The organism is Saprospiraceae bacterium (assembly GCA_016710235.1).
GTDB lineage: Bacteria > Bacteroidota > Bacteroidia > Chitinophagales > Saprospiraceae > Vicinibacter.
On sequence record JADJLG010000001.1, the window covers coordinates 1,590,573 to 1,610,718 of the forward strand.

General features: G+C 35.3%; 14 protein-coding genes. 13 read left to right on the forward strand and 1 reads right to left on the reverse strand.

The window, feature by feature from the left end; genetic code table 11:
* Positions 1-59 precede the first annotated feature (59 nt).
* Entirely contained in the window at positions 60-1,280 is a 1,221-nt protein-coding gene (locus tag IPI99_06580; GenBank protein ID MBK7340177.1) for a hypothetical protein, read from the forward strand.
* Between the two features lie 581 nt (positions 1,281-1,861).
* On the opposite strand, the gene tnpA is transcribed toward IPI99_06580, so the two are convergent.
* Positions 1,862-2,323: an IS200/IS605 family transposase gene (tnpA, locus tag IPI99_06585; GenBank protein MBK7340178.1), complete on the reverse strand. Its 462-nt coding sequence runs from the start codon at positions 2,321-2,323 to the stop codon at positions 1,862-1,864.
* A gap of 939 nt (positions 2,324-3,262) precedes the next feature.
* On the opposite strand from tnpA, the gene IPI99_06590 reads away from it, so the two are divergent.
* The 12 genes from IPI99_06590 to IPI99_06645 all read left to right on the forward strand — a co-directional run bounded on the left by IPI99_06590 (position 3,263) and on the right by IPI99_06645 (position 20,065).
* A complete protein-coding gene (locus IPI99_06590) occupies positions 3,263-4,180 on the forward strand; it encodes a hypothetical protein (GenBank protein ID MBK7340179.1) in 918 nt (305 codons plus the stop codon).
* 731 nt (positions 4,181-4,911) lie between these two features.
* Positions 4,912-5,256, forward strand: coding sequence for a LytTR family transcriptional regulator (locus tag IPI99_06595; GenBank protein ID MBK7340180.1), 345 nt, complete (start codon positions 4,912-4,914; stop codon positions 5,254-5,256).
* 79 nt (positions 5,257-5,335) lie between these two features.
* Positions 5,336-8,407 carry a histidine kinase gene (locus IPI99_06600; protein MBK7340181.1) on the forward strand — a complete coding sequence of 1,024 codons (3,072 nt, stop codon included), beginning with the start codon at positions 5,336-5,338 and terminating at the stop codon, positions 8,405-8,407.
* Positions 8,404-9,153 (forward strand): response regulator transcription factor, encoded by a 750-nt coding sequence (locus IPI99_06605; protein MBK7340182.1) that lies wholly within the window; start codon positions 8,404-8,406, stop codon positions 9,151-9,153. Before IPI99_06600 ends, IPI99_06605 begins: the two co-directional genes overlap by 4 nt.
* A gap of 160 nt (positions 9,154-9,313) precedes the next feature.
* Entirely contained in the window at positions 9,314-9,451 is a 138-nt protein-coding gene (locus IPI99_06610) for a hypothetical protein (protein ID MBK7340183.1), read from the forward strand.
* Positions 9,452-9,526: 75 nt separating this feature from the next.
* On the forward strand, positions 9,527-10,984 hold the full coding sequence (locus IPI99_06615) for a hypothetical protein (GenBank protein MBK7340184.1): 1,458 nt from the start codon (positions 9,527-9,529) through the stop codon (positions 10,982-10,984).
* A gap of 73 nt (positions 10,985-11,057) precedes the next feature.
* Positions 11,058-11,591, forward strand: a complete 534-nt coding sequence (locus tag IPI99_06620) for an IS30 family transposase (GenBank protein ID MBK7340185.1) — start codon at positions 11,058-11,060, stop codon at positions 11,589-11,591.
* On the forward strand, positions 11,552-11,947 hold the full coding sequence (locus IPI99_06625) for an IS30 family transposase (protein MBK7340186.1): 396 nt from the start codon (positions 11,552-11,554) through the stop codon (positions 11,945-11,947). Before IPI99_06620 ends, IPI99_06625 begins: the two co-directional genes overlap by 40 nt.
* 70 nt (positions 11,948-12,017) lie before the next feature.
* Positions 12,018-14,813, forward strand: a complete 2,796-nt coding sequence (locus tag IPI99_06630; GenBank protein MBK7340187.1) for a gliding motility-associated C-terminal domain-containing protein — start codon at positions 12,018-12,020, stop codon at positions 14,811-14,813.
* A 10-nt stretch (positions 14,814-14,823) separates the two neighbouring features.
* Positions 14,824-18,330, forward strand: coding sequence for a T9SS type A sorting domain-containing protein (locus tag IPI99_06635; GenBank protein MBK7340188.1), 3,507 nt, complete (start codon positions 14,824-14,826; stop codon positions 18,328-18,330).
* Between the two features lie 1,131 nt (positions 18,331-19,461).
* The gene (locus IPI99_06640) at positions 19,462-19,779 is read left to right on the forward strand and encodes a type II toxin-antitoxin system Phd/YefM family antitoxin (GenBank protein ID MBK7340189.1); all 318 of its coding nucleotides are present in this window, start codon (positions 19,462-19,464) and stop codon (positions 19,777-19,779) included.
* 10 nt (positions 19,780-19,789) lie between these two features.
* Positions 19,790-20,065 carry a Txe/YoeB family addiction module toxin gene (locus IPI99_06645; protein MBK7340190.1) on the forward strand — a complete coding sequence of 92 codons (276 nt, stop codon included), beginning with the start codon at positions 19,790-19,792 and terminating at the stop codon, positions 20,063-20,065.
* Positions 20,066-20,146: the final 81 nt, after the last annotated feature.

Genomic DNA, 20,146 nt, shown 5'->3' on the forward strand with positions numbered 1-20,146 from the left:
GAAATAATTGTTGCCAAACTAGATAAGTATTGTAATATTGTAGCTGAATTATAATAAATATGAAAACTTTAGGATACCTGCTATTCACGGCCTTCGTGGCGCTATCTTGCCATAAGCCCCAAAATAACGATATGGCTCATGAAAGTACCTGTGATGAAATTCTTCAGGACAGTATCATTAAAAACACTTCACCTATATGGTTTTATAAAACAGAAAGGGCTTACCAAATAGCAAATATCATCCCATTGAGGACGCGGGTTTTTACCAATTACGTCCAAAACGAGTTCTCTATGGTCTGGGATCCTTTGGATGGCAAGCTAATTAGGACTTTAGGCTCTAAAGTCTTCAATCAAATTACTTTTGGAAAATATTTTACTTCATATGGAGATACTGTTGCTTATTTAGATTCAAATTTCGACTATTCTGAGTATAATGCTATAGATGGCACTTTGTTATTTAAAGAGGATAACGATAAAGACATTGAACACTTAATAATATTCGATGATGAAATTTATTGCTTACAGAACTCCACCTTTAATCATGCAAGAGTCGCTCTAATTAGAAAGAAAAAAATTGGAGAGAACAAGTCATTTCAAAATGTTCTGATTATTCCACTTCCAAACCCTGAAGTTAATTTTGTTGTTAGTTTTGAAGTATATAGGACAGATAACGGAGCTATGCAACTTACTTACGAATATCGTGCTGACAGCAATAAATTAAACTTGGTTACGTATGATCTCTCAACTGGTAACAAGGTTTGGGAGAAAGAAATAGGTGAAGTGCATTCTCCTCCCGTTTCTCTTTTTATACTGGATAATCAATTGTACTATAACAATGCCTTTAATAGCCTTGTCCAAGTAGATAAATCAACAGGAAACGTTAATTGGAGTTCAGCTTATTTTATTCAGGGCTTCTTTAAGCCACTGAAGTACAACGATAAACTCATTTTCAATTTTTATGAAAACATGGTATCCACTATAAAACAAATCAGTGCCAGTGATGGAACATTGTATAAATCAACTATACTTTGCGATTGTTTTCAAACAAATTTTAACTTGAATCTCGTCAATGATTATTTGTTTACAATCGAAAATGGGAATGTAATACGGGTTATGAATTTGAATCGCCCTGAAAAATCAGGAATTATTTTTGCACCATATGAAGATTGTTTCAGCGTGGCCGGAATGAAGGAAGGCTATGGAATGGCCGTCTTTCCGAACTTGAATTATATAGTGGGTCTAAGCAATAATTCCTTTTTCTGTTTGAAGTATTCAATGTAATATCCATTTGTTTGCGAGGATATATCATTCAAGCCTGATTTTGCCGCTTTATTCTATAATAGAACAAAATCGGGTAAGCAGTCGACGTACCGTAGGTACGCAATATAAATGAAACAAGTTTATAGAATGGAAGCAAGCTAAAAATTTGATATTGGATGCCTACAGCACCCTGATACTATCTCAACATTATTGGTGCGACTGCTAAATTGTCCCTAGCGGGACAGAATATGAGGCTCTGTGACCATTAGATAAAGTCCCGTTAGGGACTGCATGTTGGTCAGAAGAAAACAAGGAAAGTATTTAGCGTACCGTAGGTACGCAATATAAATGAAACAAGTTTATAGAATGGAAGCAAGCTAAAAAATTTGATATTGGATGCCTACAGCACCCTGATACTATCTCAACATTATTAGTGCGACCTCTATATTGTCCCTAGCGGGACAGAATATGTGGCTCTGTGACCATTAGATAAAGTCCCGTTAAGGACTGCAAATTGGTCAGAAGAAAGCAGGGAAAGCATATTGCGTACCGTAGGTACGCAATATAATATCTTTTAATATTGGAACAAGATCAAAGAATCATTACTCTAAAGATTTGAATAAATATTGTTCCTTGTAATCCACTTCAAATTCTAGTAGCATGGCTTTATATTCTGATAAGAAATCTTTTTTTCTGTGATGCTCTTCTTGATTTTTAATATATTCTATGACTGTAGGGATAGTAGATTTATTATAAGAGAAAGCACCATAACCTCCTTGCCATGAAAACTTCGAAGATGTAAACTTCATTCTATTGATCCATCCGGAAGAATCTCCTTTGATATCTTGCATAAGTTCAGAAAGAGATTGAGTCGGACGCATTCCAAATAATATATGAATATGGTCAGGCATTCCATTTATAGCTAAGACTTTGTGAGAATGATTTTGAATAATTCCTGTGATATATTTATGCAATTCATCTTTCCAAGATGACAAGATCAAGGATTTACGAAATTGCACAGCAAAAACAGCTTGAATATGAATTTGTGTATATGTGTTGGGCATGAGCTAATATTTTAGTAGATGAATATTATTGTTTTGCAAAATAGCAAGATTATTGAATTCTGGATTTAATAAAATGATTTTTATTATGATAGCATCAACCTAGAATTTTGATATTGGATGCCTAAGGCACCCTGATACTATTTCATCATTATTAGTGCGACTGCTATATTGTCCCTGGCAGGACAGAATATGAGGCTCTGTGACCATTAAATAAAGTCCCGTTAGGGACGACATATTGGTCAGGAGAAAGCAGGGAAAGCATTTGGCGTACCGTAGGTACGCAATATAAATGATACAAGTTTATAGAATGGAAGCAAGCTAAAAAATTTGATATTGGATGCCTATGCGACCTTTATTCTGTCCCTAACGGGACAGAATTTGTGAGCAACAATAGATGAAGAACTGCTAAGCCAATTCTGTCCCCAACGGGACAGAATTTGAGGCTCTGTGACCATTAGATAAAGTCCCGTTAGGGACGACATGTTGGTCAGAAGAAAACAAGGAAAGTATTTAGCGTACCGTAGGTACGCAATATAAATGATACAAGTTTATAGAATGGGAGCAAGCTAAAAATTTGATATTGGATGCCTACAGCACCCTGATACTATCTCATCATTATTGGTGCGACTGCTATATTGTCCCTAACGGGACAGAATTTGAGGCTCTGTGACCATTAGATAAAGTCCCGTTAGGGACTTCATGTCGGTCAGAAGAAAACAAGGAAAGTATTTAGCGTACCGTAGGCACGCAATATAAAGTAATAGAAGAACAAGCTTCTCTATAGTTCACTCAGAGTCACAAAATGGGTATTATGAGCCTTGATAAAAGCCTGTTCATGGCTTAAAACTGCCTGTTCGTGGCTCGGAAAAGCCTCTTCGTGGTCAGTCCTCAATTTTTCTCATTTAGTCTATTGACCTTTGCTTGATTAAACCAATTTTTATGAAAAAAATGATTACTTTTTTATCATTCGTGGTTGTAGCCCTGTTTTCTGGGTTCCCACAGGAAGCGAAAGCGCAAAACAAAACATGCTATGTCCTCAAGATCAAATACTACTACTCAGACTCCAGTTATTGGACTCCAGATAGTATAATACTCAAAGATTATACGGCAAAGCTCGAAAAAGTTCTAAACAATGCTTCTGGTCTAAACAAAGGCTTTGTACTGGAGTACAAAGGTATGACAAAAATTGTAGATACGATTAGGTTTGAATGGAATAAACGATTAGGACAATCTCAACAAAGTGTAACTCTTGGTGGTTATCTAAAATATTTTGAACCTGATACGACTATTTTACCGATTTATCTGGGTAATCTACGGATGTTTACTATCAATTATCCTACTAATATCTATAATTGGACGATTTGTAATCCTGCCATGGGATACCCAAATTATACTCGAAATGGGATAGTAATTGTGCGTAATGATAGTTTACCAAACTACAACGTTCCATTTTATATCAACGTAGGAGCTCGAGCGATTATGACAAAGATGGGTATATCAGTCTATCCATTTGATGGATATCTGATGTCTACCAATATCTGGACCCTGACGGATAAGTGGGATCCAACATCTATTAATGGAATGAATATCAAAACATTTTCTTGTCTCAGTACTACTTTTAAACCATGCGGCACAACCGGCACTATCACCTTTGACCCAGGCGATACACGTGATGATATCATCATCAAGTATGATGAGATATCCAATCCCGATCTCCATCAAGTCAGAATATATGATATAACTGGCAAACTATTGTTGTCTTCTGAAAAGCAAATGATTAATTTAGACCATTTACCTTCAGGGATTATTTTTATACAATCAGGAAAGAAACGTTCTATCAAATATATTTTACAATAGTATTTTTTGAAAAAAAATAGTCATAAAAAATGGTTTGATAAAAATCTCAACAATGGTACAGGTTGTATTCTTTTGCCATTGTTGGGCTTATGAATATTGATATTATTTCCATCAAAATTCTGTAGTATTTTTCTATGGTACATTTTTTAATTCATCAAGCTAAAAAATTTGATATTGGATGCCTAAGGCACCCTGATACTATTTCATCATTATTAGTGCGACCTCTATATTGTCCCTAGCGGGACAGAATTTGAGGCTCTGTGACCATTAGATAAAGTCCCGTTAGGGACTGCATGTTGGTCAGAAGAAAGCAGGGAAAGTATTTAGTGTACCGTAGGTACGCAATATAAATGATACAAATTTTAGAATGGCAATCGAGCTAAAATTTTGATATTGGATGCCTAAGGCACCCTGATACTATCTCATCATTATTAGTGCGACTGCTATATTGTCCCTAGTGGGACAGAATTTGAGGCTCTGTGACCATTAGATAAAGTCCCGTTAGGGACGACATGTTGGTCATCAGAAAACAAGGAAAGCAGTCGGTGTGCCGTAGGTACATCATAAAGTTCTTGACATCCATTCTAGTGGTTACCTCAAATTCACCTAAAAAAACCTCGAATTCACGTTTTTACTGCCGGTGCAGCTTGATTTATTGAGTGTAGAGACGATATTTTTGCTCTATAGCTGACTCGATTTGAGCTCAATTAAATGGTGTAATAAAGTTTTGAATGAACACAAATACCAATCTCGTACTCTCCGCCGATCAGGGCCTGATCGTTCCTCTGAATAGACTTCTATACATTCAAGCAAAGGATAATGCTTCACAACTGTATATAGAAGGAGGCCGAAATCTATTGGAATGGAAGCCGCTTAAATACTTCAACCTGATGTTGTCGGATCAGGTTGGTTTTTTACGAATCCATAGATCTTATATAGTCAATCGTCTTTATGTAGTCAAGAGTAGAGCTAATGAGCTACAGTTAACCGACGGAACTGTCCTTCCAATTGGGATCACCTATAAAGAAAAAACACATCAATGGATTTTAAAGCCTCCGGAAAATACGGATAGATAAATACAGATTTATCTTTTTTTTACTCCTTGCAAACCAATTTTTTCATCAAACAATCCAATACTAATTTTAATCTATCCCATTGAAACACATTAAATATTTCCTTTACCTTCTGTTCTTAGGATTTTGTAACGTTACTTATACACAATATCTCGCTGTGCAGGAATACTCAACAAAGGACTATCCCTTTTTAAGAAATTGCATAGTTCAAAAAGTCGCACCTGATGGAAAACTTTGGATAGGCACTTATGGTGATGGGGTTGTCTGTTTTGATGGTACAAAGTTCACTCAGATCAGTACTAAACAGGGTTTACTGAGTACAATGGTACTCGATCTATTGCATACACATGATGGAGCCAGTTGGATTGTTGGAAATCAAGGTTTCTCAAGGATCAAATCCGAGTCTATTCGGAATTATAGCTATAAGGCACTCTTTCCAGATATTGCTTTTTCTGAACAGCACTTGTTGAAGTATAATGCCAACACCAAGAGACTGATCTGCTGTGATGTTCACTTGTCAAGATATTATGAATTCGATTTTCATAAATTGGAATTTATACCTATTGATCCATTAACCACTTTCAAGAAATCAGAATATTACACTTTGCTTGCTGCTAATGATTTTAATTCCTTCATATCTTACAATAACCTACATCCGGATTCTACCTATCTTATAAGAGATTCTGTATATAAGCTACTACTACAATCTAAAGACAATGTATATCATTGGCAAGACTCCTTTTTGATATATCAATCAGGAAATAAGTTATATAAATTAAATCCCAAATCAAATGATCAAGCTTCACTTTTTTATTCCTCAAAATACCATATCCTAAAGGTAGAACCGCGAGAGAAAGAATTGTATCTGATAGAATATTATAATGCTAAGGAATTCCTCATTACAGAATTGAACAATGAAGCTAAGATCACAAGTCAATTCAAGCTCAAAAGTGCAGATAGAATTACATCGGTTGTCAAAGATAAAGCAGGTAACTTTTGGTGCGCCGGCAATCGCGGATTGTTCAATGCCATTGCGTGGGTGGAGGAATTGGACGACGATCATTCAAACATACCGCCATCGATTTGGGCCATCAACGAAGACAGTAAACATCGCATTTGGTTTTCTTCCGAGAGGGATGGATTTCGTTTTTTAGAAAATGGAGTTATAAAAACTCCGCTTTGGAAAAACCAAGTGGTATATGCACTTAATAGCAGTTTGCAAGATGATTACGGCAATTGTTATTTTTCAATTTCCAATCCTTGTTCTGTGGTTAAAATAAAAGGACCCGACAAGATAGAATATATAGATTCTAAAGAATTTGTCTATTTTTTGAGCCGTTTCCGTTCAGGAGAACCGGTGATGGGGAAAAGTGGAGGAGCAGGACTTTGGATTTGCACAAAAAATGAAATGACAAATGACCATCAAGATTATATAAAAATAGATTCAAGCAAGGGGCTAAAATTATTTAATGTGCTTACAGCCTCTAAGGATAAGTTGGGAAATGTTTGGATGGGTAGAATTTCTCAGGGTATATCCGTTTACATTACCGGCCGTGATAGTGTAATCAATTTTCTCAAAAAGGAGAACGAAAAAATACCCGGAGCTATTTCATCATGTACTGACAGTAGAGGGAATATATGGATGGGAACAGATTTTGGATTGGTTTTTATTGATGTGGATCGTTTTGTTCAATCGAATTATACATTGGTTTCCGTCTTAGAATATCGCTTTGAAGAATTCATTGGGAATTCTACTGTTGGTTCTTTATTATGTCAGGATGGGAAAATTTATTTTGGCAATCAGGATGGCATAGGTTGGTTTGATGAAAATGAAGTTTACGGCAGTTCACCACAACTGCATTACTTCAACCGCAGAGCTGGGTATTCGGGAGGAGGCGTAGAACAAAACGGAATGTTTATAGATCACGCAAAAAATCTATGGGTATGCAATACTCTTGGAGTTTTAAAACTCAGTTTGGAGAAATACAAAGAAGACAGCTTGAGACCTGAACTGAGTTTTAGCAAAATTTGCTCTCAGGACAGCTGTTATAATGAATCCAAGAACCTCGAATTCGAGATAGGGACCCATTCAGTTCAGCTTTATTTTGATATAGGAAAGTCCGAATGCCTGTATGATAATGTCCGATTGAGTTACAACTTGGATGATAAGGGATGGATAGAAGGGACAGACCCCGGCATAATTTTACTTCAAAATTTGGCTCAAGGGACACATCAAATTAGGGTAAAAGCCATTAAAAATCTCAATATTTCTTCGGAAGAAAAAAGCCTTTCGTGGCTCATAAAGGGGCATTGGTGGCAGAATAAGACCCTTTGGTGGCTGTTGACCCTTATTGTCATCGCGAGTAACCTATTTTTGATTCGAATTCTAAAAAGGATTATTCAAAAAAATAAATTACTGGTGACCAAAGAAACAACAATTTTGGAGCAACACAACCAATTGTCTCAGATGCACTCTCGCGAGCAGCAGATGCTTCAAGATAAAATGAATCTTCAGGTGCAGGCGATAGTAAATCAGCTCAATCCCCATTTTTTGAAAAATGTACTCAATTGGATCCAGGTCAAAACCATCTCTGTGCCGGAAGCTACACAGGTGATTGGAAAATTGGGTGCCAACATCGAAATTATTTTTAGAAACAGCAAAGAGAGAAAACCCTATCATAGCCTCAAGGACGAGCTCACGTTGGTAGAAAACTATCTGTTCATCCAGCAAACGAGATATCAGGAAAAATTAAAATTTCAGGTTCCGGACAAAAGTGAAATAATAAACATAGAAAATGTACAGGTCCCACTACTGTCCATTCTTACACATGTAGAAAATGCAGCAGAACATGGAATAAAAAACGCAGTAAACGGTGGCCATATCATCGTACAAATACACCAACCGAACAGTGATTTCATTCACATCAAAATTGAAGATAACGGTGTAGGGAGAGAGGCTGCAAAAATAGCAGGAAGTCAGGGCACACAGCAAGGAGTAAACATGCTCAAACAGCTCATAGACATCTATAATATCCACAACTCTAACAAGCTCCAAATGTGGTATGAAGATGAGATCTATAAAGATGAGCAGGGCCGCACCCATGGGACCCTGGTACACTGGCTTATTCCTATGAATTACAAATATGATCTATGAAGAAAGTTAGGATAATCGCTATAGAAGACGACCTTACACTTCTCGATTTTGTTTGTACTGCACTTGAGAAAATGTCGGATGTAGAGTTGATAGACAGGGCAGAGGATGTAGATACTGCTTATGCTCTCATCATCAAGCACAAACCCGATGCACTTTTTACGGATATTGAGATCAGAGGAGGAATTGTAATCACACAGGTGTTACAAAAACTAAAGCTCAATGGATACGAAATTCCTTGGTTGGTTTTTCTTACAGGGCATCCGGGGTATGGCAGCAATATCATCAATGAATTCAGTCATCGTGCTGTAAAATATATCGACAAGCCATTTATACATCATTGGGAAGTCAAGTTTCGCGAAGCTTTGGACGAGATTCATAAACGCAGGTATGCAATACAAGATAAAGAAGCTATCCAAGCTAAAAATCATTTTTTTATCAAACAAAAAGACCAGCTTATTCGCTTGGAATATGACAGAATATTGTGGATCACTGCTGCGGGCAATGGCAAATCATTTTACGTCACAGAACAAGAAGATATACCTGTGGACAATAGTCTCAATAGTATTTTGGATTTTTTAGACCCGGACAGATTCATCCGCATCTCTCGCGAGACAATAATTGCCATAGACAAGATACAACGCCTCATTCGTGATGAACGCATATTGACTATTCTTCGACGCGGGAAAGAAACATCACATGACATAGGAGATAATTATTATAGTGAGTTGTTGAAGAGATTAAAATGATGGAGAAGTTGTTGCTGCAAATTTGCGAATTGAGTCATTTTAAAAATCCCCTTTCGTGTCGAAAAAAAGCCTCTTTAACAGCTTTCGAAGCCTGTTCGTGGTGACTTGCCCTTTTGATATCTAGATGTGGCTCATCTTTGTGGTACAAAATTTATTATATATGAAAAAATTAGATTTTATTCCTTATAATTGTCTTTTGATCATTTTAAGCCTTGCGACTTCTTGTACCAAAGAAAGCTCACAGATTGAAAAATATGCTACAGAAATTGAATTTGTGCATGCATTTAAAAAGTTATAAAAGGTTCTGTGAATGTATCGAGATAATATTAGAGCCTCAAACTATTTTTTTATGTATAATTTTTCTATATTAAAAATGACCAGTAAACTTAGTTCAAGTAATAAATTTATACAATTAATTAATGCAAATTTAATAAAATTCATAATTTCATTTTCGTTAATATTCTTTCATAATTTTGCATTTTCTCAATGTAAGCCCATACTTTCCCTTCATTTTTCAGGGAATACTCAAGATCAAAGTGGGAATAATGATCACGGAATGCTCAATGGAGTAAGTAATAATCCTATCTTGACGAATGATAGATACAATAATCCTAAAAGCGCTTATCAGTTTGGAGGATATTACAATCAGAATTGGATTCTTGTTCCTAATAGTCCATCTTTAGCATTAGGAAAAAGCGTATCGTTATCCCTGTGGTTCAAACAATGTAGTTTTGCAGGAATGGACGGAAATGGAAGATTTGCACAGAATGGTTACTTTCAATTGATAAGTAAAGCAGGTGATGGCATAACGGCTGAACCTGGCATATGGTGTGGTACTGGCACAGACAATACAGGATTGTTGCGAGTTGGTTTTAATAATAGAAATGGACAAAGTGGCCCCATTAATTTTGCAGAAGATACTACTGTAACTTGCTTCGATACCTGCGAATGGGTGCATATGGTTGTAGTGGTCAACAATAACTTATGGAGTATGTACTTCAATGGGAGATTACAAAAACAAAAAAGAATCAACAATGCAAATTTTATAGAAGCTAATAATAGAGATCTTGTGATAGGAAGAATGTTGGGTGGTGGCACCATCTGGTATCCATTCAATGGAGTTATAGATGATATCAACTTATATAATTGTGCGATAGATCAGAACACTATTGATTCTCTATACGGTGATTATTCAGATCCACTACAGAGCTCTGCAGAGGCAAGATCCAATAAAGTATTATACTGCATAGGAGATAGTCTAATATTAACAGCAGATACCAGAAAAAATGCAACATACTCATGGACAGGACCAAACGGCTATAGCTCAGCTAACCAGAACAACACAATTCCTGCTATTACACAACAAAATATAGGCAAATATATCTTGACTGTAAGAGTGGGAAATTGTAGTATAAGCAGAGATACCATTGAAATAAAATTAGACAAATGTATTAAATCTTGTATTGGTCCCGAAATAAGCTTGAATACAGGGAGAGATCCCGTATCAGGTGCATTATTATCTAATAATACCGAGGATAAATATTGGCTAATCGTTTCTGTCAAAAACGCGTATGTAGAGCCGGGCTATACATTACCTTATCATCCATTTGTTACACCTACTATCGGTCCTTATTATTCGACGAGCAATAGCAGATACTTGAGTTTTTCAAAAACAAATTGTCAATCAGGGCAACAACCCACTGGACCTCAAGATCCCGAAATAGTGATGGCTAGACATTTCATTACTGTAATGCCAGATTCATTCAGAGTAAAAATTCAATTTCTTGTAGATAATTATATACTAGATTCCATAAATAAGTGCGACAGTTAATAAAACATTCTTTTGGAGAAAGACCTATTATAAAAATAGGTACTTTCCCCTCAAGATTTTTAACTGTACACAAATGTATAAACAAATCACCTACCCTCAAAGGGTATTAATTGAACAATTTAAAAGGCAAGGAATGAGCATTATTCAGATTGCTGTGGAATTAGGATATCATAGAAGCACTATATATCGGGAACTCGATAGAAACTCTTCACCTGGTTCATACAAGTTATATGGAAGCGCAAGAGCTCAGGATCGGAGTGAACAGAGAGCACAAGGAAAGGGAAGGAAGAATAAAATTACAAGCGATCTTAAAAGCAAAGTGGATCAATTACTTAAAATCAAGTGGAGCCCAGAGCAAATCGAAGGTCGAGCGAATATTGATAAGTATGAAAGGGTTAGTAAAGAGTGCATATATCAATATGTATATGAAGATAAAAGGAAAGGAGGTGATCTATGGAGTAATTTAAGACATTCCCACAGAAGTAGGCGAAGACGCAAAAATACCTATAAACAAAGGGGAATTATCAAAAACAGAGTATGTATTGAAGATAGACCAAAGATTGTTGAATCTCAAAAAGGTATGGAGATTGGGAAGGAGATACTATAGTAGGAAAGAATCATAAGTCCCAAATTGCCAGTATGGTGGAAAGAAAATCCTTGTTTGTCAAGATCATTAAGCTGGAGTCCAAAGAAGCTAAATTCACAGCCAAAACAATCAGTTGCAAATTGAAAAAATATAAAAACTTATGCCATACAATTACATTAGACAATGGAAAAGAAAATGCAGATCATCAAACATTGGCAAAAGCATTGAATACTAAGATATACTTTGCTCATCCATATTCCGCTTATGAAAGAGGTTGCAATGAAAATATCAATGGTTTAATACGACAATACTTGCCAAAAAATCAGACTTTTCCATGCTCAAGCAAACTGACTTGGATCGAATTGAATCCCAAATAAATAATCGACCAAGAAAAAAATTAGGCTACAAAACACCAAATGAAGTATTTTTGAACCTTGTCGCACTTAAATGTTGAATTCAGCTATTAATTATTTTTCTATTGATGGAATTCAATATTTTTCATCTACACCTACCCCTTTGCAATGGCCATTTACAAGTCCAAATCTTGCCTTGGACACCACAATATTCTTACATGAAGGGTGCCATGATATCACTTGTTCTTTTAGTGACTATAATGATGGAAAAGTAATTGCTGCGGGCTGTGTAAGTATTAATATAGATGGATCCATAAGATCAATTTCATCAGATAGCACGATATTACAAGAGGCGTGTTTTGAGAATAAACCTCCAATTGTTATAGGGGATCATCAAATAAAGGTCTGTAAAGATTGCGAATTGATATCTCCAAATTATCAAATAGAAGCAGGAAGATATTGTACTACTCTATCGACTGTCAAGATATATTTTGAAGAAGGCTATGAACAATTTGTTGACACGTTGATTCTCAAACCTAAGCATGAGATCACATCTAATTTTGATTCGAATACAGGAGTATTGACACTAAGTGGAAATTCTAATTTTGGTGTATGGGAAGAAATCATCAGAACTATTTGCTATCGGCAAACTAGAAAAGGAAGTAAAAAATCGAAAAAAATCATCATAGTGTTGGGAGATGCATTGTTCAATTCAGAAAATGGGCATTATTACAAATTGATCAAGAGCAATGTGCACATAGATTGGAATACAGCAGAAAGAGACTCTAAGGCCCAAAACCTCTTTGGTGTACAAGGATATCTTGTTACTATAACGGATAGTGGAGAAAACAATTTTTTATCACGATTGATTCAAAGTAATTCTTGGATAGGAGCTAGTGATAGACAAAAAGAAGGAGAATGGCGCTGGGTTACTGGATGCGAAGGTCTTGAAGATGGAGGGAAAGGAAGACATTTCTCTAATCAAGACAAATACGAGTTTTGTCGTGCTAGACAATCCAGTGGAGTCAATGGATATTATGCCAATTGGTATGTGGATATGGTAAGCGGCGAGCCAAATGACTGCCAATGTTGGCCTGCCAACCACTGCGAAGACTATGCCCACTTTATATTTGTCAATGGTATAGGCGATGGGACTTGGAATGATTTTCCATTGAATGGTGTGAGTCAAGTCAAAGATTATATTGTAGAGTTTGGCTGTGGAAAAAATGACATGAATATCCATAGTGAAATTTTCATAGATATATTGGAACCATCCGAATCTTTTGTGAGTGCAGAAATATGTGAAGGAAATTCCTATCATGGATACACTACATCTGGGATTTATATGGACACGCTCATAGCTTCTAATGGATGTGATAGCATAAGAAATTTGAATCTTACTGTTCATCAAAGTGAAAACTTCACAGAAACTAGAATGATATGTGAGGGAGAGAATTACAAAGGAAGAAACAAGACTGGGGTATATATTGATACATTATTTACTATAAAGGGATGTGACAGTATTGTGAGCTTAAATCTTCAAGTAAATCCTATTCAGAATTTTACAAGAACTATTGCTGTCTGCGCTAATCGTTTTCCATTCGAAGGGCACAGTTTTCCAGGTATTTATTTTGATACCCTAACTACATATCTTGGTTGTGACAGTATTGTAGAGTTGAGTTTAACGAAGAATGATTTGAATACTGTGACTAGAGCTATTAGTATTTGCGAAAATGAATTTTTTGAAGTAAATAATAAGAAATACAATATGCCTGGTATTTACATTGATACATTGAGATCGCTTTTTGATTGTGACACTATTTATACTTTAAACCTTGAGGCAAATCCCATTCAATACAAGCAATTGCAGAAAGAAATTTGTGAAGGTGATTTTTTTCAAGTGGGCAATAGTCGCTATTTTAAAGCTGGATTGTATGTAGACACAATGTGGACTATTTATAATTGCGACAGTGTAGTCGAGCTTTCTTTGATAGTTCATTCTCATAATGTAGAATTGAACACTATAGAAATCTGTGAATCAGACTCAGTTAAAGTGGGGCATAACACATATTTTGAATCAGGAATTTATATTGATTCGTTGAAAAATGAATTTAACTGTGACAGTGTAATTCAAACACAGTTGAAAGTCAACTCAATTTATAAAATTAATATCGAAAAAAGTATCTGTGAAGGAGATTACTTTAAGTTTGGCAACAGGCAAATTTCTAATGCTGGAATTTTTCAAGATAGTTTAAATTCAAGTAAAGGTTGCGATAGTATTGTCATTTTAGACTTAGAAGTGAGGGTAAATTCTTTCAAATCACAAGAGTTTACGATTTGTGATGGAGATTATGTTACAGTAGGATCAAATATATATGATGCGGATGGAATCTATACTGACTCCTTGATATCTCAAAATAATTGTGATAGCGTATTGACATCTAGAATAAAAGTAAATCCAACACAAGACCTAAGTCTTGATAGCACATATTGCATAAACTCATATCTAAAAATAGTAGAAAAACATTTAGATAAAAATGAGATCTTTTATCTCAAATATCTTAATCAATATGGCTGTGATAGCTTGGTGACATTGGATGCACGAGTACGAAAATGCAATCACATCTATGTACCCAATGTCTTCAGTCCAAATGGAGATAATATTAATGATTATTTTGATATTTATGGAATAGACGTAGACAAATTTGAACTCTATATCTATGACAGATGGGGTGAACAGATCTATTATACACAAGAAATAGAGAAAAAATGGGATGGTACATTCAGAGGACAAGCTATGAATCCAGGAGTATTTGTTTTTCTCATCAAAGGAAAATATTTTGATCAAACTCCTTTTCTATTTACAGGCGACATTACTTTAATTAAATAAACCAACGATTATGAAAATTAAATTTATTACAATTTTACTTTTTTTTAGCACATTGAGATTATTTTCTCAAGCTTCTGGCAAGATTTATTCTCATGGATTAGCATACAATGCAAGGCCATCAGAGAGCTTATCTATTTCTATTAAAGATATTGCGATGAATACAAGTCGATCTGGATCTCTTTCTGCGAAATTTAAAAATTATTATATTCTCGATAAAGAAAAAATTCCGAATAAATCAGAAGAAATTTACCAATTAAATTTGGAAATAGTATTACCTGATGGCAGAAGATTGAATTCTGATCTTGATAGAACATATATTGCCAAACCCGGAAGTAAATGCTATATACAAGGCGAAGCTGGTATAATAGAAACAGACCTTAAAATTTCTCCAACATTTTCTGGACAAATAAAAGGTTTAAATGAATCCAAAGTTTTTTTAATGCTATCTGACGCTTACTTTGTATGTGTGGCAGATATAAACGAAAAAGAGACCTATGTTATTGAACCATTAATTGAAGACGGCGGAATTATGAATTCTTCAAAGTTATTATTTTACAAGGCTTCTGATATAACAAATTCTAAAATATATAAATGTTTAGCGGAAGATGTTCATTTGGCTAAGGCAAATATACAGGCAGAATCAAGTATGGCAGGGTGTTATGAGTTAGATATTGCACAAGCTGCTGATTTTAGTATGTTCCAAAAATATGGAAACGCAGATGGTGTAAATGGCAGAATGGCAGCAATAATTGGTTTAAGCCAGCCAAATTTTGAAAACTCATTTAATTCTAAAATTTACTTAAGGATAGCAGGAACTTGGATTTCAAATTGTAGCTCATGTGATCCATGGAATGGGACTAGTGATATTAATGACCTCCAAATTCAATTTCGTGATTGGTCCTTTAGAGATAATAATTTTCTAAATATTAATCATGATCTAAGCCAACTTTGGTCGAATAGAGAGTTTAATGGATTTGTAGGTTGGGCCACAATAAAAGCAATTTGTGTATTTGATGCAAAGCAAGTCATTCGAGATTATACAAATGATTTAGATTACCTTCGATGTACAGTTTCTCATGAGCTTGGTCACAGTTTTGGTGCGACACATGATGGAGATGGAATAATGTTAAAAGATGCTGCTCGTGTTGGTCATTGGAGCTCAAAATCTAAAAATGAAATTAATCCTTATATTAATGAGTTAATTAACAACAAATGCCTATTTCCTTGTACTCCATATCATTTTGAATATGCAAAAATCGCTGAAGAAGGGTTTAGATTTCGACATCCTTATCAAATATTAGAACAGACGAAATTTTATGAATGTGAACCCATTTGGCGTTATTGGAGTATTGATCAAATTTCACCAAACATAACAATTCAAGGTAAAAGTGAATTAATTTTACCTGATGGACAAAAAGATATTTATGATATTAACTCAAATTCAGGATCTGAAATTTTATATTGGAAAAGATGGATGCATGAATTTTTACCAACTCAGTTAGGTCAACATATCTGGAACTTTTACCAAAAAGCTGACAATGGAGAATTATGTTTAATGTCATCCAAAAAATTTGAAGTTATACAGAAGCCAACAAATTCAATTTGTTCAGAGCGTCTTTATTTAGACTGTGATGGAAATATTAACGATAAATCAAGTTTTTCTAATCATCCTATTCCAAGAAACGGAAGTGTTGGATATGATAAAGATCGATTTGGAAATTGTAATAGTGCTATTAGACTAGGGAATGGGACATTTTTAGAAGCTCCCGTAATAAATGAACGTGCAATAAGTTTTTGGTTTAAAGTCAATCTACAAGAACAAATGGTCATCTATGATGGAGGCCCTAATGGCATGGAATCATGGGATTTGAATATCTCAATATACAAGCCTGGAGGTTTAGGAGCACAAGCAAATTTTGATAATACTTATGGTATTTTTTTCGATACATGGGATAGAGATATTGCTGTCCCGTTTGATGCAGTAAAATCAGGTTGGCATTTTGTAAGTATCAGTCGAGATATTTCTAGTTACAATCATTTTAGGATTATGATAGATGGTCAATTCCCACCAGGTTATTTCTATGATGGTTATGAGACTGTGCGACAGTGGTTTCCTCAAAATTCACAACCTTTTGTTTTTCCTGATGGTGGCTATGGTGTTCCAAATCTACATGACTATAATTACAAATCATATATCGGTAAAGAGTCTAAGGATGAAAAAATATGGGGAACGGGTTTAAGTTATTTTGATGGTTGGCTGGATGATATTCACATCTTTGGACAGTTATTAGATGAAAATGAAATGATGGCTTTGTATAAAGCTCAAAACTCAAGTCCTTTGAAAGCATCGGTGACATCCAACACAGGTTCATGTAGTGGTCAAAATAATGGCTCACTTACAGTTACCTCAAATGGTGGATCTAATATTTCTTATAAATGGAGTAATGGTGGAACCACTCAAACAATAAATAATTTGGCTCCTGGTACATACACCTGTACAATAACGGGAGTTGTATCAGCTAATTGTATCCACACAACTACTGTTTCTGCAACAGTATCGAGTTTTTCACGTCCTGTAATTTCCATCTCTTCCACCAACGGCTCTTGCAAAAATCAATCCAATGGAAATGCGTTAATTTCTGTTAGTTCTGGAACTGCACCTTATCAATACAAATGGAGCAACAATCAAACTACTTCTACATTATCCAATGTATCTGCTGGAAATTATACAGTGACAGTAAGCGATGCTAATGGTTGTTTTTCTTCTCACATTGTCAATGTAGCTGAATTGCCACAACCGACTCTATGGAGTAGTAACATTAACAATGAATGTTCAGGGCAAAAAGATGGATCTGTTCTCATCGCAATAGGTGGGGGCAAAAGCCCATATGTGTATAAGTGGAGCAATGGGCAAACATCCGAGAAATTGTCCAATGTTGGTTATGGAGATTATCTAGTAACCGTTACTGATGCAAATGGCTGCAGTGCTGCTTTTGCTTTTAAAGTGAAGGAAAAGGAGCAAATTAACAATAACTTTAGCATATCAATTTCTAAAAATGAGGTACAGTATACCAATTTAACAACTAATGCTAATCGATATTTTTGGAATTTTGGTGATGGAAATAACTCCATTGAGTTTAGTCCTAAGCATACCTATAATAAGTCAGGTCATTATATAGTGTGTCTAACAGCTTATGGATGTGACTCTATTACTTTCTGTAAAGACATCACCATCAACCCAGGAGTAGCGACCAAAGATATGTCAAAGTCAGGTCTAGTGCAGATTTATCCTAATCCAGCACAGGACGTCCTTTATGTCAAAACAAATCAAGGATTCACGGTCCATCATATGGAAATATATGATTTCAATGGAAAGTTGGTGTCAAGAAATCTATCTGCAGGAAACAAAGAATCTATACTTCAGATAAGTACAGCAGAGTTAGTGAATGGAGTATATGTTTTGAAGATATATTCTGGACAGGATGTATATGCAGGAAGGTTTAGTGTGATGAAGTAAAATTTTTTTAGTTTTCATTTTCTATTATTTTGTAATTTAGTCTAATAGCATAGAAACCTTGGTAGGTGATGTTACATTAGTCAGATAGAATATTGTTTGATCCTTGCTTTGGAGTTAATACAAGGCAAGGATTTTTTCATCTTTTTGGAAATTTTTATATCAGACCCCTACAGGATCTGGATGCTATCTCTTCATTATAAGCGCGACCTGTGTTTTGTCCCTAGCGGGACAGAATTTGTGACCATTATATAAAGTCCCTTTAGGGACAACATAGCGGTCAGAACAAAATATGAGAAACGGTCGGTGTACCGTAGGTACGCAATATAAATGGCTCAAGTTTATATAGAATGATAAGCAAGCTAAAAATTTGATATTGGATGCTATGCGACCTTTATTCTGTCCCTAACGGGACAGAATTTGTGAGCATTATATAGTGTCCCGTTAGGGACTTCATAGCGGTCAGAACAAAAAAGGGGAAACGGTCGGTGTACCGTAGGTACGCTATATAAATGGCATAAGTTTATAGAATGATAAGCAAGCTAAAAATTCAATATTGGATGCCTACGGCACCTGGATGCTAACTCTTCATTATAAGAGAGACCTGTGTTTTGTCCCTGACGGGACAGAATTTGTGAGCATTATATAGTGTCCCGTTAGGGACAACATAACGGTCAGAACAAAATAGGGGAAGAGGTTGGCGTACCATAGGTACGCAATATAAGTGGTACAAGTTTTAGTAAAGTAATCAAGCTAAAATTTTCAATAATGGATGCCTAATGCGACCTGTGTTTTGTCCCTAGCGGGACTGAGTCTGTGATCAATAAATAAGTCCCGTTAGGGACTGCAGATTGGTCAGGAAAAACAGGGGAAGCGGTCGGCGTGCCGTAGGTACGCAATATCAATTCTATAAATTTCTATTTTGTGTTAGTTCCACTTGAGGCAAAAGAATGGTAATATTTGATGAGAAATCTGTATTGTTTGACGTAGCTAGGTCATTTTTCATCATTCTCATTTTCAAATTCAAGCCGTATAGTTTTACTTGGGCAGATTAATAGAGGATTTGATAAGCTGTGAGCAGGCGCCAAATCGGGTTTATTTATCTTTTATTTAGAACTCATTAATTATTGTAAAATGAAAAAAATTATATATTATGTACAAAATATTGTACATTTGGGCGTACAAATATTTGTTATGAAAACCGCAACCATTAGCCAATTAAGAAGCAATATCAAAAAATATCTGGACGAAGTGACAGAGTCTGACGATATTCTTATCATTCCGCGCACATCTGATGATGATGCAGTGGTCATTCTTTCTATGAAGGAATATAATGCAATGCAAGAAACGGGATATCTACTTTCTTCACAGAGCAATAGAAAAAGACTGCAAGAGTCCATACAGCAGCTTGAGAAAAGGCAGGTTAAAAAACTCAAATTGAAGGATCTGTAAAATTTATGGGATGAACTTCGAATTTACTTCTCACGCTTGGGAAGATTTTGAATATTGGATGGAAAACGATCCTGAGATAATAGAGAAAATTAAAAATTTATTAAGGGATATTAAAATTACACCATTTCATGGACTGGGAAAGACTGAGCCATTAAAATATGATTTGCAGGGATTTTGGTCTAGGAGGATTACTGCGGAACATAGACTTGTTTATAAAATATCCAGCGAGAAAAAGCGAAGTCAAAAGTGTTTGATAATTCAATGCAGATATCATTATGATCAATAGTTTTGCTGATGGGTTGATCTTAAAGTATGTGGTCAACTCAAGAATGAAACTTGGGATAGTTATTGTAATTTGAAGATAATT

Excerpts from the sequence above, each read along its gene's own strand:
- tnpA (MBK7340178.1), bottom strand. The coding sequence starts at position 2,323 with ATGCCCAACACATATACACAAATTCATATTCAAGCTGTTTTTGCTGTG.
- IPI99_06620 (MBK7340185.1), top strand. The coding sequence starts at position 11,058 with ATGTATAAACAAATCACCTACCCTCAAAGGGTATTAATTGAACAATTT.
- IPI99_06630 (MBK7340187.1), top strand. The coding sequence starts at position 12,018 with ATGTTGAATTCAGCTATTAATTATTTTTCTATTGATGGAATTCAATAT.
- IPI99_06590 (MBK7340179.1), top strand. The coding sequence starts at position 3,263 with ATGAAAAAAATGATTACTTTTTTATCATTCGTGGTTGTAGCCCTGTTT.
- IPI99_06610 (MBK7340183.1), top strand. The coding sequence starts at position 9,314 with ATGAAAAAATTAGATTTTATTCCTTATAATTGTCTTTTGATCATTTTA.
- IPI99_06635 (MBK7340188.1), top strand. The coding sequence starts at position 14,824 with ATGAAAATTAAATTTATTACAATTTTACTTTTTTTTAGCACATTGAGA.
- IPI99_06595 (MBK7340180.1), top strand. The coding sequence starts at position 4,912 with ATGAACACAAATACCAATCTCGTACTCTCCGCCGATCAGGGCCTGATC.
- IPI99_06580 (MBK7340177.1), top strand. The coding sequence starts at position 60 with ATGAAAACTTTAGGATACCTGCTATTCACGGCCTTCGTGGCGCTATCT.
- IPI99_06605 (MBK7340182.1), top strand. The coding sequence starts at position 8,404 with ATGAAGAAAGTTAGGATAATCGCTATAGAAGACGACCTTACACTTCTC.
- IPI99_06640 (MBK7340189.1), top strand. The coding sequence starts at position 19,462 with ATGAAAAAAATTATATATTATGTACAAAATATTGTACATTTGGGCGTA.
- IPI99_06615 (MBK7340184.1), top strand. The coding sequence starts at position 9,527 with ATGACCAGTAAACTTAGTTCAAGTAATAAATTTATACAATTAATTAAT.
- IPI99_06645 (MBK7340190.1), top strand. The coding sequence starts at position 19,790 with ATGAACTTCGAATTTACTTCTCACGCTTGGGAAGATTTTGAATATTGG.